Source organism: Streptomyces sp. P9-A4 (assembly GCF_036634195.1).
GTDB lineage: Bacteria > Actinomycetota > Actinomycetes > Streptomycetales > Streptomycetaceae > Streptomyces.
On record NZ_JAZIFY010000001.1, the window covers coordinates 1,302,006 to 1,318,436 of the forward strand.

The 16,431-nt window shown below is 71.9% G+C and carries 13 protein-coding genes; 6 read left to right on the top strand and 7 right to left on the bottom strand.

The window, feature by feature from the left end:
• Positions 1-37 precede the first annotated feature (37 nt).
• From V4Y03_RS05780 to V4Y03_RS05800, 5 genes are all read left to right on the top strand, one after another.
• Entirely contained in the window at positions 38-796 is a 759-nt protein-coding gene (locus tag V4Y03_RS05780; protein ID WP_317874917.1) for an MIP/aquaporin family protein, read from the top strand.
• Positions 797-831: 35 nt separating this feature from the next.
• Positions 832-2,358: a glycerol kinase GlpK gene (gene glpK / locus V4Y03_RS05785; RefSeq protein WP_317874918.1), complete on the top strand. Its 1,527-nt coding sequence runs from the start codon at positions 832-834 to the stop codon at positions 2,356-2,358.
• Positions 2,359-2,363: 5 nt separating this feature from the next.
• Positions 2,364-3,968 carry a glycerol-3-phosphate dehydrogenase/oxidase gene (locus V4Y03_RS05790; protein ID WP_332434228.1) on the top strand — a complete coding sequence of 535 codons (1,605 nt, stop codon included), beginning with the start codon at positions 2,364-2,366 and terminating at the stop codon, positions 3,966-3,968.
• Between the two features lie 123 nt (positions 3,969-4,091).
• Positions 4,092-5,153 carry an LLM class flavin-dependent oxidoreductase gene (locus tag V4Y03_RS05795; protein ID WP_317874920.1) on the top strand — a complete coding sequence of 354 codons (1,062 nt, stop codon included), beginning with the start codon at positions 4,092-4,094 and terminating at the stop codon, positions 5,151-5,153.
• 141 nt (positions 5,154-5,294) lie between these two features.
• Positions 5,295-6,386, top strand: a complete 1,092-nt coding sequence (locus tag V4Y03_RS05800) for a PAC2 family protein (RefSeq protein WP_332434229.1) — start codon at positions 5,295-5,297, stop codon at positions 6,384-6,386.
• 62 nt (positions 6,387-6,448) lie between these two features.
• Here the strand turns inward: V4Y03_RS05800 and V4Y03_RS05805 are convergent, their stop codons facing one another.
• From V4Y03_RS05805 to V4Y03_RS05825, 5 genes are all read right to left on the bottom strand, one after another.
• Positions 6,449-9,526: an NPCBM/NEW2 domain-containing protein gene (locus V4Y03_RS05805; protein WP_332434230.1), complete on the bottom strand. Its 3,078-nt coding sequence runs from the start codon at positions 9,524-9,526 to the stop codon at positions 6,449-6,451.
• Positions 9,527-9,640: 114 nt separating this feature from the next.
• Entirely contained in the window at positions 9,641-10,870 is a 1,230-nt protein-coding gene (mshC, locus tag V4Y03_RS05810) for a cysteine--1-D-myo-inosityl 2-amino-2-deoxy-alpha-D-glucopyranoside ligase (protein ID WP_317876815.1), read from the bottom strand.
• 151 nt (positions 10,871-11,021) lie between these two features.
• Complete coding sequence (locus V4Y03_RS05815; RefSeq protein ID WP_443079862.1) at positions 11,022-11,858, bottom strand: SCO1664 family protein; 837 nt, start codon at positions 11,856-11,858, stop codon at positions 11,022-11,024.
• Complete coding sequence (locus V4Y03_RS05820; RefSeq protein WP_317876817.1) at positions 11,822-12,412, bottom strand: DUF3090 domain-containing protein; 591 nt, start codon at positions 12,410-12,412, stop codon at positions 11,822-11,824. The genes V4Y03_RS05815 and V4Y03_RS05820 overlap by 37 nt, the downstream gene beginning before the upstream one ends.
• A gap of 68 nt (positions 12,413-12,480) precedes the next feature.
• Positions 12,481-13,170, bottom strand: coding sequence for a histidine phosphatase family protein (locus V4Y03_RS05825; RefSeq protein WP_317876818.1), 690 nt, complete (start codon positions 13,168-13,170; stop codon positions 12,481-12,483).
• Positions 13,171-13,311: 141 nt separating this feature from the next.
• On the opposite strand from V4Y03_RS05825, the gene V4Y03_RS05830 reads away from it, so the two are divergent.
• Positions 13,312-14,304, top strand: a complete 993-nt coding sequence (locus V4Y03_RS05830; RefSeq protein WP_317876821.1) for a magnesium and cobalt transport protein CorA — start codon at positions 13,312-13,314, stop codon at positions 14,302-14,304.
• Between the two features lie 55 nt (positions 14,305-14,359).
• Here the strand turns inward: V4Y03_RS05830 and V4Y03_RS05835 are convergent, their stop codons facing one another.
• Positions 14,360-15,145: a ferritin-like domain-containing protein gene (locus V4Y03_RS05835; protein ID WP_317876819.1), complete on the bottom strand. Its 786-nt coding sequence runs from the start codon at positions 15,143-15,145 to the stop codon at positions 14,360-14,362.
• A 231-nt stretch (positions 15,146-15,376) separates the two neighbouring features.
• The gene (locus tag V4Y03_RS05840) at positions 15,377-16,426 is read right to left on the bottom strand and encodes an LLM class F420-dependent oxidoreductase (protein WP_317876822.1); all 1,050 of its coding nucleotides are present in this window, start codon (positions 16,424-16,426) and stop codon (positions 15,377-15,379) included.
• Between the last annotated feature and the right edge of the window lie 5 nt (positions 16,427-16,431).

Consider the following 16,431-nt stretch of genomic DNA (forward strand, 5'->3'; position numbering starts at 1 on the left):
TTCGCCTTCCCCTGGACGAAGGACAAAGGAGTCGCGGGTGTCCAGCTCCGACATCTTCCTCGGCGAGACCATCGGTACCGCCGTTCTCATTCTGCTCGGCGGCGGTGTGTGCGCCGCCGTGACGCTCAAGGGCTCCAAGGCCCGCAACGCGGGCTGGCTCGCGATCACCTTCGGGTGGGGCTTCGCCGTCATGACGGCCGTCTACATGACCGCTTCCCTCTCGGGCGCCCATCTGAACCCCGCCGTCACGGTCGGAATCGCGATCAAGGACGGCGAGTGGGGCAACGTCCCCTACTACCTCGCCGGCCAGCTGCTCGGCGCGATGATCGGCGCGACCCTGGTCTGGGTGGCGTACTACGGCCAGTTCCAGGCCCACCTGAACGACCCCGAGGCCGCCGCGAAGACGCCGATCGAGGGCCCCGGCCCGGTGCTCGGCATCTTCTCCACCGGCCCCGAGATCCGGAACACCTGGCAGAACCTCGCCACCGAGATCATCGGCACCGTCGTGCTCGTCCTGGCCGTGCTCACCCAGGGCCTCAACGACAGCGGCAAGGGCCTCGGCACCCTGGGCGCCCTGATCACCGCGTTCGTCGTGGTCTCCATCGGCCTGTCGCTCGGCGGCCCGACCGGCTACGCGATCAACCCGGCGCGTGACCTCGGCCCGCGCATCGTGCACGCCCTGCTGCCCCTGCCGAACAAGGGCGGCTCCGACTGGAGCTACGCCTGGATCCCGGTCGCCGGTCCGCTGATCGGTGGAGCCCTCGCGGCGGGTATCTACAACATCGCGTTCGCCTGAGCCGTCCTTCTTCCAGACCTCCCTTGGAGCACACCGTGACCGACGCACACACCTCCGGCCCCTTCATCGCGGCCATCGACCAGGGCACCACCTCCTCCCGCTGCATCGTCTTCGACAAGGACGGCCGGATCGTCTCGGTCGACCAGAAGGAGCACGAGCAGATCTTCCCGAAGCCGGGCTGGGTCGAGCACGACGCCGCCGAGATCTGGACCAACGTCCAGGAGGTCGTCGCGGGCGCCCTGACGAAGGGCGGCATCGCCGCCTCCGACGTCAAGGCCATCGGCATCACCAACCAGCGCGAGACCACGCTGCTCTGGGACAAGAACACCGGCGAGCCGGTCCACAACGCCCTCGTCTGGCAGGACACCCGCACCGACGCCCTCTGCAAGGAGCTCGGCCGCAACGTCGGCCAGGACCGCTTCCGCCGCGAGACCGGCCTGCCCCTGGCGAGCTACTTCGCCGGCCCGAAGATCCGCTGGATGCTCGACAACGTCGAGGGCCTGCGAGAGCGCGCCGAGGCCGGCGACATCCTCTTCGGCACCATGGACTCCTGGGTCATCTGGAACCTCACGGGCGGCACCGACGGCGGCGTGCACGTCACCGACGTCACCAACGCCTCGCGCACCATGCTGATGAACCTGCACACCCTGGCCTGGGACGAGAAGATCGCGGAGTCGATGGGGGTCCCCCTCAACGTCCTCCCCGAGATCCGCTCCTCCGCCGAGGTCTACGGCCACGTCAAGGACGGCGTCCTCGCCGGCGTCCCGGTCGCCTCGGCGCTCGGCGACCAGCAGGCCGCCCTGTTCGGCCAGACGTGTTTCGCCGAGGGCGAGGCGAAGTCCACGTACGGCACCGGCACCTTCATGCTGATGAACACCGGCGACAAGATCATCAACTCCTACAGCGGCCTGCTGACCACCGTCGGCTACCAGATCGGCGACAAGAAGCCGGTCTACGCCCTGGAGGGCTCGATCGCCGTCACCGGTTCGCTGGTGCAGTGGATGCGCGACCAGATGGGCCTGATCAAGTCCGCCGCCGAGATCGAGACCCTGGCGTCCTCGGTCGAGGACAACGGCGGCGCCTACTTCGTACCGGCCTTCTCCGGCCTGTTCGCCCCGTACTGGCGCTCCGACGCGCGCGGTGTCATCGCCGGCCTCACCCGGTACGTCACCAAGGCGCACATCGCCCGCGCCGTCCTGGAGGCCACCGCCTGGCAGACCCGCGAGATCACCGACGCCATGACCAAGGACTCCGGCGTCGAGCTGACCGCGCTCAAGGTCGACGGCGGCATGACCTCCAACAACCTGCTGATGCAGACCCTCTCCGACTTCCTGGACGCCCCCGTCGTGCGTCCGATGGTCGCCGAGACCACCTGCCTCGGCGCCGCCTACGCCGCCGGTCTGGCCGTCGGCTTCTGGCCGGACACCGACGCGCTGCGCGCCAACTGGCGCCGGGCGGCGGAATGGACCCCTCGCATGGACGCCGACAAGCGTGACCGCGAGTACAAGAGCTGGCTCAAGGCCGTGGAGCGGACCATGGGCTGGATCGAGGACGAGGAGTAAGACACATGACCACCCTGCAGAGCGTCCCTGCCCTGGGGACGCACCCGGCGTCCGGCTCCCTCCCGAGCCGCGCCGAGACCCGGGACCAGCTTTCCAAGGCGACGTACGACCTCCTGGTGATCGGCGGCGGCATCCTGGGCATCTCCACCGCCTGGCACGCCGCGCAGTCGGGCCTGCGGGTGGCCCTGGTGGACGCCGGCGACTTCGCCGGCGCCACCTCCTCCGCCTCCTCGAAGCTTCTCCACGGCGGTCTGCGCTACCTGCAGACCGGCGCGGTGAAGCTGGTCGCGGAGAACCACTTCGAGCGGCGTGCGGTCTCCCGTCAGGTGGCACCGCACCTCGCCAACCCCCTCACCTTCTACCTGCCCGTCTACAAGGGCGGCCCGCACGGCGCGGCCAAGCTCGGCGCCGGTGTCTTCGCCTACAGCGCCCTCTCGGCCTTCGGCGACGGCGTCGGTCACCTGCTCTCCCCCGCCAAGGCCGCGCAGGACGTGCCGGAGCTGCGCACCGACAACCTCAAGGCCGTCGCCGTCTACGGCGACGACCAGATGAACGACGCCCGGATGGCGCTGATGACGGTCCGCGCGGCCGTCGACGCCGGCGCCACCGTCCTCAACCACGCCGAGGTCACCGGGCTGCGCTTCACCAGGGGCCGGGTCACCGGCGCCGAGCTGAGGGACCGCACCAGCGGCGACGAGTTCGGTGTCTCCGCCCGTCTCGTGCTCAACGCGACCGGCCCGTGGGTCGACCACCTGCGCCGGATGGAGGACCCGAACGCGGCCCCCTCCATCCGCCTCTCCAAGGGCGCGCACCTGGTCCTCAAGCGGACCTCGCCGTGGAAGGCCGCCCTGGCCACCCCGATCGACAAGTACCGCATCACCTTCGCCCTCCCCTGGGAGGACATGCTGCTGCTCGGCACCACCGACGAGGAGTACGAGGGCGACCCCGGAAAGGTCGAGGTCACCGAGAAGGACACCGCCCAGATCCTGGACGAGGCCGCGTTCTCCATCCGCGACCAGCAGCTTTCGCGCGATCTGATCACCTACTCCTTCGCCGGTCTGCGGGTGCTCCCGGGCGGTCCCGGCGACACCTCCAAGGCGAAGCGCGAGACGGTCGTGACCGAGGGCCGCGGCGGCATGCTGTCGGTGGCCGGCGGCAAGTGGACGACCTTCCGGCACATCGGGCGTACGGTGATGAAGAAGCTGGAGCAGCTGCCCGGGCGCCCGCTCGGCGAGGACTACGAGCCCGTGTCGTCGCTGCCGAAGCGGCTGCCGCTGCCCGGCATAGCCAACCCGAACGCGGTCGCGCACCGGCTGCTCGTGGACGGTCCGGCGCCCGGCCCCCGGATGGCCGCCGACACCGCCAGGCATCTGGCGACGCACTACGGCTCGCTCTCCTTCGACATCGCCCGCATGGCGAACGAGAACCCCGAGCTGGCCCGCCGCATCCACCCGGACGCGCCGGAGATCTGGGCGCAGGTCGCCTACGCCCGCGACCACGAGTGGGCCGAGACGGCGGACGACGTGCTGCGCCGCCGTACGACGCTGACCGTCCGCGGCCTCGCGACGGACGAGATCCGCAACGACGTCGAGAAGATGCTGGACAAGTAGCAGCGGTGGGCCGTGGGGGCAACTCCCCTGCGCACAGGGGCGGTTCCTCTTCGGAGGGCCGCCCCTGAGGTGTGCCACACGCCGTCCACACCGCCGCAACACTCGGCACGCAGAGTGGACGGCATGAAGTTTCAGGTGCTCTCGATCGTCCACCACTCACCGCACCCGCTCACCGGCGAACTCCTCTCCGCCGCCGACCGCCTCGAGCAGGTCGTCTCGCTCGGCGAGACCGCCGAGCGGCTCGGCTTCGACGCGTACGCGGTCGGCGAGCGGCACGCGGGCCCGTTCCTGTCCTCCGCCCCGACCGTGCTGCTCGCCGCGCTGGCCGCCCGTACCTCCCGGATCCGACTCCTCACCGGCGTCACCGTGGTCGCGGTCCTCGACCCGGTCCGGGTCGCCGAGGACTACGCCACCCTCGACCAGCTCTCCCGCGGCCGGCTCGAACTCGTCGTCGGCAAGGGCGCGGAGGCCGGGCACTTCGACCTCTTCGGTCTCGACGAGGAGCGGCAGTGGGACCTCCAGCAGGAGAAGTACGAACTCCTGCGCCGGCTCTGGACGGAGGAGGGCGTCGACTGGGAGGGCGAGTTCCGGCCCGCGCTGAAGAACGTCACCACGATCCCGCGGCCGTACGCCGGTCCGCCCCGGATCTGGCACGGCTCGGCCACGAGCCCCCGGTCCCCCGAACTCGCGGCGAAGCACGGGGACCCGCTCTTCACCGCCAACGCGATCCAGCCGCGCGAGGCGTACGCGAAGCTCATCGCCCTCTACCGGGAGAAGTTCGAGGAGTACGGGCACGACCCGGCCCACGCGCGCGTGGCGGCCGGTTCCGGCGGGCTGCTCATCGCCGACACGGCCGAGCAGGCGGTCGCCCGGTACAAGGAGCTGTACGAGGCGAAGGTGCGGCAGAGCTTCAGGCCGCATCTGGAGGGGAAGGCGGGCTACAACACCCCGTTCCGCACGATCGAGGACGCGATCGCCGGCGGCCCGCAGCTGATCGGCTCGCCGCAGCAGATCATCGACAAGATCCTCGGCTACCACGCGCACTACCGGCACGACCTGCAGTCCGTCACCGTCGACACCTTCGGCCAGTCGACGGCCGAGCAGGCCGAGACGCTCCAGCGGTTCGCCGAGGAGATCGCGCCCGTGGTCCGGAGGGAGGCGCCGAGCACGCTCTGGGAGGAGTGAGACCTCCGTGTGCGGAGGCGAGTTCCTGGGTAGTCGATCAAGGCCGCACGGGTTTTCGGGGGTGTCCGGGGGCTGCGGACGGGCCTCCGGAAAGCCGTAAGGTTGGTCCGTACGACAGGAACTTCGAAAAGGAGGCGCTGGGTGATCGAGCTCGAGGGGGTACCCGAGCTGATCGACCCGGTCATGGTGGCCGCGTTCGAGGGCTGGAACGACGCCGGCGACGCCGCCTCCACCGCGGTCGCCCACCTGGACCGGGAATGGAAGGGCGAGGTGTTCGCGGCGCTCGACGCCGAGGACTACTACGACTTCCAGGTCAACCGGCCGACGGTCTTCCTGGAGAACGGCGTACGGAAGATCACCTGGCCGACGACCCGGCTCTCCGTGGTCCGGGTCGGCGGCGACAAGCCGCGCGACCTGGTGCTCGTGCGCGGGATCGAGCCGTCGATGCGCTGGCGCTCCTTCTGCAACGAGCTGCTCGCCTTCGCGCACGAGCTGGGCGTGGAGATGGTCGTGATCCTGGGCGCGCTGCTCGGGGACACCCCGCACACCCGGCCGGTCCCGGTCAGCGGCGTCACCTCCGACCCGGACCTGGCGCGCACGATGGACCTGGAGGAGACGCGGTACGAGGGCCCGACGGGCATCGTCGGCATCCTCCAGGAGGCGTGCACGCACGCGGGCGTGCCGGCGGTGAGCCTGTGGGCGGCGGTGCCGCACTACGTGTCGCAGCCCCCGAACCCGAAGGCGACGCTGGCCCTCCTCAACCGCCTGGAGGACCTCATCGGTCTGCGCATCCCGCTGGGCGAGCTGCCCGAGGACGCGCGGGCCTGGCAGCTGGGCGTGGACCAGCTGGCGGCCGAGGACAGCGAGGTCGCGGAGTACGTGCAGACGCTGGAGGAGGCCCGGGACACGGCGGAGCTGCCGGAGGCCTCGGGCGAGGCCATCGCCCGGGAGTTCGAGCGGTATCTGCGGCGGCGCGAGCCGGGCTCGGGGCCGGGTTCCGGTCCGGGCGTGGCCACGGAGGGCGGCGACTTCCTCCGCGACCCGGGCAGCGGCCGTACGCGCCCGCCGAAGCCGGAGCGGCCGGGTCCGGAGTCGGCACCGGGGACGGAGCCGGGGGCCGAGGCGGAGCCGGAGTCCGAGGCAGCGTCCGAGCCGGCGTCCGAGCCGGAGACGGGGCCGGAGACGGAGTCCGGGCCGGATGCGCCCGACGCGGACGGCGATTCGGAGAAGTAGCGCACGGTACGGGAGGGGTGCCCCAGGGCGCCCCTCCCGTACGTGTGCCGGGCGCGGTCCTGTCAGGCGCAGCCGAACCGGGCCGCCGCCCAGTCCCCGTGGTCGCCGCTCCTGGACCCGTTGGTGTCCGTGATCCGCAGCCGGACGTGCCGCGCCCCGGTCACGTCGACGTTCACGGGCAGGGTCGCGGAAGCGCCGGTGAGCCGGGGCGAGGTCCACAGGACCTTGCCGTCGGCCTCGACCGAGAAGGCCACCTCCCCGTAGCCGTTGATCTCGTCGTCGATGCCGACGTCGGCGGTGAGGGTGGTGCATCGGCCGCCGAGGTAGACCTCGATGTCGGAGTCGGCGTGGGCGCCGATGCCCTTCTCGTAGGTCTGTCCGGCCAGGGTGAGGGGCCGGCCGTCGGTGGCGCCGGACTCGCCGTTGGAGCGGTCGCGTTCGGGCGGTCCCCAGCCGTTGGTGGACCGGAGCCAGACCAGGTCGCTCGCCCAGGCGTCGCCGGTCGGCGGCGGGGGCATCACGCCGGCCGCGAACCGCTGGACGGCGGTGCGGTCGGTGTCCCCGGCGCGGTGGCGGGCGGTCGCCGTGAGGGTCGCCTCGCCGGGTGTGGCGTCCGCGGCGGGGGTGACGGCGACCTCGACCCGGCGGGTGGTGCCGGCCGGGACGCGGTCGACCGGCGCGGCCGGGGTGACCCGCCAGCCGGCCGGGACGTCCAGGGAGACCCGTACGTCGGTGGCGTCCCGGGTGCCCGCGGTGACGTCCACGGCGACGGTGCCGGGCACCCCGGCGCCCAGCTCCTGCCCGGTGGGTGCGGCCAGGACGGCGGAGGCGCCCGGTACGGCGCCGCCGACCGCGCTGGTGTCGGTCAGGCGCAGTTCGAAGGCGCGGCCGGTGGACAGGGCGGCTGTCTTGACCCGGACCACTCCCCCACGCTCGTCGCGGTCGTACCACCAGCCCTGGGAGGCGGCCTCGAAGGCGGCCCGGGAGCCGAGGGCGGGCAGCTCGCGCCCGTCGAGCCGGACGGTGCCGGGGGCGTCGCCGGTGTGGAGCGTGAAGGCGTACGGCCGGGCGGCCGGCTTGCCCGGGTACGCGCCACGGCTCGCGCCGATCCGGACGGTCACGTCGCCGGGGCCGCCGTTCGGGGCACGCACCTCGGCGCGCTGGGTGGCGTACCGGCCGGTGCGGTGGTCGCGGGTGACGCCGTCGTCCTCGTACAGCTCGAAGGAGGAGCTGCCCTTGGGGTAGACGTCCCAGGCGATCGGGTCGCCGGGGGCGCGGTCGGTGTACGAGCGGATGCCGCCGGGCCACATGGGGACGGTCGCCCCGGCCCGTACGAAGAGGGGCAGCGTGTCGAGCGGGGCGCTGTAGTCGTCGAGGGTGACGGGACCCTCGTAGGTGCGCCCGTTCCAGTAGTCGATCCAGGTGCCCTTCGGGAGATAGATGGCGTCGCGCTCCACCGCGTCCTTGTACACGGGGGCGACGAGGAAGTCCTCGCCGCTGAGGAACTCGTACTTCGCGGCCTCGGTCGCGGCCTTCGCGTCGTCCGGGTACTCCAGGGCGAGCGGCCGGGCGAGGCCGACGCCGGTCTTCGTGGCCCGGTACGCGTGGCTGTAGATGTACGGGAGCAGTGCCTCGTGGAGCTTGAGGGAGGCGCGGTTGACCGTGGTGTAGGGCTCGCCGTACCGGAAGGGCTGCTTGTCGTTGGCCGCCCAGCCGTCCATGGTCATGGTGACGGGCAGGAAGGTCTTCCACTGGAGGTCGCGGGTGTACGTCTTGGCGCTGCCGCCGAAGATGCCGTCGACGTCACCGGTGGTGTAGGCGAGTCCGGACATGGACGCGCCCGCGTAGGTGGGGATCTGCCAGCGGATGTAGTCCCAGCTGCCGGACTGGTCGCCGGACCACTGGACACCGCAGCGCTGGGCGCCGGACCAGCTCTCGGGGGCCCAGGTGAAGCCGCGGGCGTCGCTGTGGGCCTCGATGCCGGCGTGGGCGTCCTTGCAGCCGTCGAGGGCGAACTTGTAGCCCTCGCCGACCCAGGCGACGTCGAGCTTGGCGACCCGCTGGCCGGCCTTGACCTGCTCTTCGAGCTTGTCGATGCCGTCCTGGGTCCAGAGGCCGAGCTTCATGCCGTGCTCCCCGAGCCCCGCGGAGGCCTCGGGGAGGTTCTCGTAGCCGCAGCCATAGCCGTCGTTGACGAGCATCCACCCGTTGGGCATGTCGTTGGCGACGTAGCCGTCGGCGACCTTCAGGGCGTCGAGGGTGCGGCGCTCGCCCCGGTTGGCGTTGTGGAGGTAGCAGTCGGCGTCGCCTATCTCCAGGCCGTACACGGGCGGCAGGAAGGGCTTGCCGGTGAGCCGGGTGTACTGGCCGATGACGTCCTTGACGGCGTCGCGGCCGGTGCCGGCGAAGTAGTAGGCGTCGAAGCGCTGTTCCTTGGCGCTGGTGGTGACGGGCTCGGTGAAGGCGTAGGTGTTGGGGGCGTAGGTGTTGCGGTAGACGCCGTATCCGGCGGAGGAGAGGTAGAAGGGGACCGAGTTGGGGTGGCCGCCGTCGTTCCAGTCGTAGTCGACGCCGACCTCGACGGTCTTGTCGCGGTGGGAGGTGTTGCCGCGCCCGTTCTGCATCCCGGCACCGTAGAACTGCTCGGTGGCGCCGCGGTCGAGGGTCTGGGTGGTGCGGTCGGCGGTCCAGCTGAGGCCGCTGGTCTCGCTCCACAGGGGAGTGCCGTCGGCGCGGACGGCGGCGAAGCGGAGCGGGGACTTGTAGGCCCGCAGGGTCACCTTGGCGGTGCTCAGTTCGTAGCGGTCGCCCCGGTCGCGCCAGCGGGTGGCCGGGGGCGGGCCCTGGGGCAGGGTGATGTCGGTGCCGGTGGGGTCGGTGAACGTGCCGTCGGGGGCCAGTTCGATGCGGAAGGTGTCGGCGGTGACGAAGCTGACCCGGGCCTGGGCCTGGCCGGCGGTCAGCCGGTAGACGGCTCCGTCGGCGGCGAAGGCGGTGACCTCGCCGACGGTGGTGCCGGGGGCCGGTGCGGAGGTGTCGGACGGTTCGGCGGTGGCGGTGGCACCGGGGCCCGCGAAGGCGGTGAGCAGCCCGAGCAGTGCACCGGCGACCGCAGCTCTCATGCGCATTGATGATTGCATGGGGCTTATTTAGCGCAGATTCGAGCATCGCGACAGGGCAAAAAGGAACCGCCCCCGGACTTCGTCAGGAAGTCCAAGGGCGGTTGCACAAACGGGAGTTGCGCGGGAGGGGTACTACAGGGCGACGCCCAGGAGCGCGTCGACGGCGCGGGAGACGAGTCCGGGGGCGGAGTCGTCGTCGCCGCCCTCGGCCGTCTGGAGCGCGGCCCAGCGGTCCACCGCGGCGAGCGCGGTGGGGGTGTCGAGGTCGTCGGAGAGCGCCTCGCGGAGCTCCTCGACGAGCGCGTCGGCGGGGGTGCCGTCGGGGCGGGAGACGGCGGCGCGCCAGCGCCCGAGGCGCTCCACGGCGTCCTGGAGGACCTGGTCGGTCCACTCCCAGTCGTCGCGGTAGCGGTGGGAGAGGAGCGCGAGCCGGATGGCGGCCGGGTCGACGCCGTCGCGGCGGAGCTTCGAGACGAAGACCAGGTTGCCGCGCGACTTGGACATCTTCTCGCCGTCGAGGCCGACCATGCCGGCGTGGACGTACGCCTTGGCCATGGGGAACTCGCCGGTGAGGGCCTGGGCGTGGGAGGCGCCCATCTCGTGGTGCGGGAAGATCAGGTCGGACCCGCCGCCCTGCACGTCGAAGCCCATGCCGAGGTGGTCGAGGGCGATGGCGACGCACTCGATGTGCCAGCCGGGGCGGCCTGCGCCGAGGCTGGCGCCGTCCCAGCTCGGCTCGCCCTCGCGGGCGGCCATCCAGAGCATCGGGTCGAGCGGGTTCTTCTTGCCGGAGCGCTCCGGGTCCCCGCCGCGCTCGGCGGAGAGGTGGCGCATCAGCTCGTTGGTGTAGTTCGAGACCTGCCCGAAGTGCGGGTCGGCGTCGACGGAGAAGTAGACGTCGCCTTCCAGCTCGTAGGCGGCACCGGAGTCACGCAGGCGCTCGACGAGCGGGACGATGCCGGGTATGGCCTCGACGGCGCCGATGTAGTGCTGCGGGGGCAGCATCCGCAGGGCGGTCATGTCCTCGCGGAAGAGGGCGGTCTCGCGCTCGGCGAGGCCGACCCAGTCGATGCCGTCGCGGATCGCGCGCTCAAGGAGCGGGTCGTCCACGTCCGTGACGTTCTGGACGTAGTGCACCTGCCGCTTGGTGTCGAGCCACACGCGCTGAACGAGGTCGAACGCGTTGTAGGTCGCCGCGTGACCCATGTGGGTCGCGTCGTACGGCGTGATGCCGCAGACGTAGATACGGGCGACGGGGCCGGGGGCGAGGGTGACTCGTCCGCCGGTCGCGGTGTCGTGGATCCGGAGGTCGCGGCCCTTGCCGGGAAGGGCGGGGACCTCAGAAGCGGGCCAGGCATGCATGACCCGAGCGTAACCGGACAGGTGTTCCGGATACGAACCGGATCCGGGATCTTGACCGATTAGGCGCTCTTGCGGGTCGGAGGCGTGCGTGCATACCCCCCAGGGGTGCACGCACATTCCCCGCGCCTTGGCCGAAACTTTTCGGTCGGGCTCAGACCGGCGGCCAAGGGATCGCCGGCCACTGCCCCGAGGGCTCCGGATGCCGTCCGGTGGCGCGCAGCGCCCCCACGCGGGCGCGTACCGCCGCCACCTCGGCGCCGGTCAGCAGTTCCGCCAGACGGGTGGCGAGCGGCGCCCCGGGGGCCAGGGAGCGGTCGAGCCCGTCGAGCACCCCGGCGGCCTCGGCGGGCAGCTCCTCGCCCGCCCAGCCCCACAGCAGGGTGCGCAGCTTGTCGTCCACGTGGAACGTGACCCCGTGGTCGATGCCGTAGAGGTGCCCGTCGGGGGCCGGGAGCAGATGCCCGCCCTTGCGGTCGCCGTTGTTGATCACGGCGTCCAGGACGGCGAGCCGCCGCAGCTCCGGGGTGTCCGCGTGGACCAGCAGCGCGGTCCGGTCCTCGTCCACCTGGGCGGGCCCGACGGCCTTCCAGCCCTCTCCCGGCTCGTCGTCCTCGGTGAGGGCGAGCAGCCGGGCCCCGGGATCGGCCTCGATCCACAGCTGGACCATCCCCTCGCCGTACGGTCCGTCGCGGAGCACCGTCGGCGGCACCAGGCCCCAGCCGGTCGCCTCGGAGATCTCGTACGCGGCGACCTCCCGCTGCGCGAGGGTGCCGTCGGGGAAGTCCCACAAGGGCTGCTCCCCCGCGACCGGCTTGTAGACGCAGGCCGCCTCGCGTCCCTCGTGGGCGACGGAGCAGTACAGGACGGCGTTGGAGGCCTCGCGGACCTGGCCGCGGACGGTCAGCTCACCGTGGGCGAGCAGCTCGGCGTCCTGGGGCGTCGAAGGGCTGCTCATGCTCCGCGGCGGTATCCGTTCTGACGCGGGCAGACATGGCCCTCGGGGTCCAGCGGCAGGCTGCAGAGCGGGCAGGGCGGACGGCCGGCGTTGACCACGTCCAGGGCCCGCTTGGCGAAGGCCCGCGCCTGGGCGCCGCTGAGGCGGACCCGGAGCATCGGCGGGCCGTTCTCCTCGTCCTGGAGCATGCGCTCCTCGGCCTCGGCGAGGTCCTCCTCGGAGTCCACGTCGAGCTCGACGAGCGCCTGCGCCTCCACGATCATGCGCTGCTCCTCGCCGTCCCAGGCGAGTGCCATGGTGCCGACCCGGAACTCCTCCTCGACCGGTACGTCGAGGGGCGCGCTGTCCGAGACCTCGGCGGGGGCGACGGCGGGGACGGGCGCGTTGCCCCCGGTGCGGCGGACGACCTCGTCGAGGAGTTCGTCCATGCGCTCGGCGAGCGCGGCGACCTGCGTCTTCTCCAGGGCGACGCTGGTGACCCGGCCGGCCGCGGACGCCTGGAGGAAGAACGTACGGCGGCCAGGCAGCCCGACCGTACCGGCCACGAAACGCTCCGGTGGGTCGTAGAGGAACACCTGACGGGACACGTTTCCCGGCTCCCTTGCGTCTCGACAGTCGTACTACGGCGGCGCGTCCACCCTACTGCGCGAAGGGATCACGGTGCGCCCGCACCGCCCCCGACGGCGGCCGTCCCGCTGCTGTCGGGGTGCTCGCGGGGGCCGAACCCGGCGAAGTCCCCGGTGTCGCCGAGGCGGAGGAGGAAGGGACGCGTGCGCGTCCAGCGGATCACGGTGACCGAGCAGGGGTCGACGTGGATGCGCTGGAAGAGGTCGAGGTGGAGGCCGAGGGCGTGCGCCACGAGCGACTTGACGATGTCGCCGTGCGAGCACATGACGTAGCAGGCGTCCTCGCCGTGCTCGGCGTCGATCCGGGCGTTCCAGTCGTGGACGGCGTCGACGGCGCGGGCCTGCATCGCGCGCATGGACTCGCCGCCGGGGAAGGCGGCGGAGGAGGGGTGCGCCTGGACGATCTCCATCAGGGGTTCGTCGTTCAGCTCGGCCAGTTTGCGGCCGGACCAGTCGCCGTAGTCGCACTCGTTGACGCGGTCCTCGACGTACAGCGGAACGTCCGGGCGGGCTTCGAGGAGGGGCCGTACGGTCTCCCGGCAGCGCTGGAGCGGGCTGGAGACGACGGCGGCGAGCGGGACGTCCGCGAGGCGTCCGGGGAGCGCGGCGGCCTGCGCGGCCCCGCGCTCGTCGAGGGCGATCCCGGGCGTGCGCCCGGCGAGGACCCCGGAGGTGTTGGCGGTGGAGCGTCCGTGCCGGACGAGGATCAGCGTGGCCATGGCCGCCAGCCTAGGCGGTGTCCGGCGGTTCCCCGGCGGGCGGGGAAGTCGGTCGTCCGGTCGTTCTCACGGCGGGGCCGGAGGGCGGTCGGGGAGGTCCGGGCGGATCCACGCGTGCGTACCGGGGCCGTTCGATGGAGAATACGGCCCGTGATCGTGGACTCTGCCATCTACCGGGACGGGCGCCGTACGGCTGGGCCCTCCGACCTCTCCGACGCCCTGGCGGAGGCACGCGCCACCGGGGACGCCTTCCTCTGGGTGGGGCTCCACGAGCCCACGGAGGCGGAGTTCGACCATGTGGCCTCCGAGTTCGCCCTGCACCCGCTCGCCGTCGAGGACGCGCTCAAGGCCCACCAGCGGCCCAAGCTGGAGGTCTACGACGACTCGCTGTTCGCGGTGCTCAAGCCGATCGTGTACGAGCCGGAGAGCGACCGGGTCTCCTCGGGCGAGCTGATGCTGTTCATGGGCGACTCGTTCGTGGTGACGGTGCGGCACGGCGAGGGCGCGCCGCTCGCGGAGGTGCGCCGGCGGCTGGAGGCCGACCCGGAGGTGCTGAAGCACGGGCCGACGGCGGTGCTGTACGCGGTGAGCGACACGATCGTGGACCACTACCTCGATGTGACGGGCGAGCTCCAGGTCGACCTGGAGGAGCTGGAGGCGGACGTCTTCGCGCCCTCCGGGGGCAATCCGACGAACACCGCGGCGCGGATCTACACGGCGAAGCGGCAGGTCCTGGAGTTCCGGCGGGCCAGCGGTCCGCTCGCCGGGCCGATGGCCCGGCTGACGGCCGGCTCGGTGCCGTTCGTGAACGAGCACTCGCAGCCCTTCTTCCGGGACGTCAACGACCATCTGCTGCGCTCCAACGAGCAGGTGGAGGGGCTCGACCGGCTGCTGTCGGACGTGCTGTCGGCGCATCTGGCGCAGATGGGCGTGCGGCAGAACGACGACATGCGGAAGATCTCGGCGTGGGCGGCCATGGCCGCGGTCCCCACGATGGTCGCGGGGATCTACGGAATGAACTTCGAGCACATGCCGGAGCTGCACTGGGCGTGGTCGTACCCGGTGGTGATCGGCCTGATGGCGGGCATCGTCCTCACGCTGTACCGGATGTTCAAGCGGCGCGGCTGGATGTGAGGCCGCGCCCCGGGACCCCGGGGCGCGGCCTCGGAGCCGGGACCCCGGGCACGGGTCAAAAGGCGGGGGCGGGGGTCGCGGGGCCGCCGAGGGCGTCGAGTCGCTCGGGCATCCGCAGGTCGACCATCCGGTGCCACCCGGCGGCCCGCTCGTACGCGTACATGGCATGGATCCCGGCGGCGAGGACGGCCGCCTTGGGGCGGGGCCAGTCCAGGATGCGGCCCATGTGGCGCATGACGGCGAGGCTGACGTCGCGGTAGACCCGGATCTCGGCGAGGGCCGAGTCGCGCAGGGTCCGCTGGATCAGCCGGCCGTGGCCCGCGCGCGCGAGGCGGAGGAGTTCTTCGTGGCAGTAGGCGAGGTGGTTGGCCTCGTCGTTGTCGATCATGCGGATGGCCCGGCCCAGTTCGGAGTGGTCCCCGAAGTACGTGACGAGCATGGTCATCTGGTCGGCGGCCCGCTGCTCGGTGACCCTGCTGTGGGCGAGGTAGACGATCACGTCCTTCTCGGTCAGCCGCTGGTCCCGGCGGAGCTTGTCGTGCGCGAGACCGATGCCGCGCTGTTCGAGCAGCATCGTGTAGTCGGTGTCCGGCGGTACGGCGACGGGTTCGAGGCCGCGCTTCTTCATCAACGCGTTGAAGATCCGCCCGTGCTTGTCCTCGTCGGCGCCGTGCCGGGTGATCTTGGGCGTGAGCTCTTTCATGCCGGGGGCGACGAGGGCCGCGATCCGGGCGTTCTCCCAGCCGCCCTGTGACTCGCCGCTCGCCGCGATCGAGCAGAAGAGCCGGAAGGACTCGTCCTCGTCGATGATTTCCTGGAACAGGCTCCTGGCCGTGAGCATCGCCGCCACCTCCGTGCGGACGTCCGCGTTCCGTACGTCCCGGGAGACCGAGTCAAATGCGGTCGGCGCCGAGGGGCAACAGGAGGGCTCCCACGGCTCGGCCGAAAGAGTGAGCCCGGAAGGCGTAACCGGGGGGCCCGTGGAGCGTTGTGCTGCATGACGGCCGTGGCGGGGAAGACCCCCGAGCCCCCACCACGGCCGCGGAACCACTTCTCGACGGCGCTCCCGGTGTTACGCCAGGCCCGCCCGCTCCATCGCCTCGACGCCCGCCCGCAGGGCCGTCAGCCGCTCGTCCAGGGTGAAGCCGGCCGGGGCAAGGGTGAGGGTGGTGACCCCGGCCTCGGCGTACGCCGTCATCCGCTCGGCGATCCGCTCCACGGAGCCGAGCAGGGTGGTCTGGTCGATCAGGCTCTGCGGCACGGCCGCCGCCGCGCCCGTCTTGTCGCCGGCCAGGTACTTGTCCTGGATCTCGGCGGCCTCCTTCTCGTAGCCCATGCGCTGCGCGAGCTGGTTGTAGAAGTTCTGCTTGCGGCTGCCCATGCCGCCGACGTACAGCGCGGTGTACGGGCGGAACACGTCCGCCAGGGCGTCGACGTCCTCGCCGAGTGCCAGCGGCAGGGTCGGGCAGACGTCGAAGCCGTCCATCGTCAGTCCGGCCTTCTCGCGGCCCGCGCGCAGGTGCCGGAGCGCGGTCTCCTCGAGATGGGCGGCGGAGGGGAAGATCAGCAGGGCGCCGTCGGCGATCTCGCCGGTCTGCTCCAGGTTCTTGGGGCCGATGGCGGCGATGTAGAGCGGGATGTGCTCGCGCTCCGGGTGCACCGTGAGCTTGATGGGCTTGCCGGGGCCGCCGGGCAGCGGCAGCGTCCAGTGCTCGCCCTCGTGGGTGAGGCGCTCGCGGGACATGGCCTTGCGGACGATCTCGACGTACTCGCGCGTCCTGGACAGCGGCTTGTCGAACTTCACGCCGTACCAGCCCTCGGAGACCTGAGGTCCGGAGACGCCGAGGCCGAGCCGGAACCGGCCGCCGGTGAGCGAGTCCAGGGTGGCGGCGGTCATCGCCGTCATGGCGGGCTGACGGGCCGGGATCTGCATGATCGCCGAGCCCACGTCGATCCGCTCGGTCTTCGCCGCGACCCAGGCGAGGACGGTGGGGGCGTCGGAGCCGTAGGCCTCGGCGGCCCAGCACACGTCGTAGCCGAGGCGGTCCGCCTCCTGGGCGACGGCGAGGTTGTCGCCGTCCATGCCCGCACCCCAGTAGCCGAGGTTGATGCCGAGCCGCATGTCCA

What these genes read in the sequence shown, in the direction of transcription:
- V4Y03_RS05805 (WP_332434230.1), bottom strand. Translation starts at nt 9,526, where the DNA reads ATGCAATCATCAATGCGCATGAGAGCTGCGGTCGCCGGTGCACTGCTC.
- V4Y03_RS05840 (WP_317876822.1), bottom strand. Translation starts at nt 16,426, where the DNA reads ATGCGGCTCGGCATCAACCTCGGCTACTGGGGTGCGGGCATGGACGGC.
- V4Y03_RS05835 (WP_317876819.1), bottom strand. Translation starts at nt 15,145, where the DNA reads ATGCTCACGGCCAGGAGCCTGTTCCAGGAAATCATCGACGAGGACGAG.
- V4Y03_RS05790 (WP_332434228.1), top strand. Translation starts at nt 2,364, where the DNA reads ATGACCACCCTGCAGAGCGTCCCTGCCCTGGGGACGCACCCGGCGTCC.
- V4Y03_RS05795 (WP_317874920.1), top strand. Translation starts at nt 4,092, where the DNA reads ATGAAGTTTCAGGTGCTCTCGATCGTCCACCACTCACCGCACCCGCTC.
- V4Y03_RS05825 (WP_317876818.1), bottom strand. Translation starts at nt 13,170, where the DNA reads ATGGCCACGCTGATCCTCGTCCGGCACGGACGCTCCACCGCCAACACC.
- mshC (WP_317876815.1), bottom strand. Translation starts at nt 10,870, where the DNA reads ATGCATGCCTGGCCCGCTTCTGAGGTCCCCGCCCTTCCCGGCAAGGGC.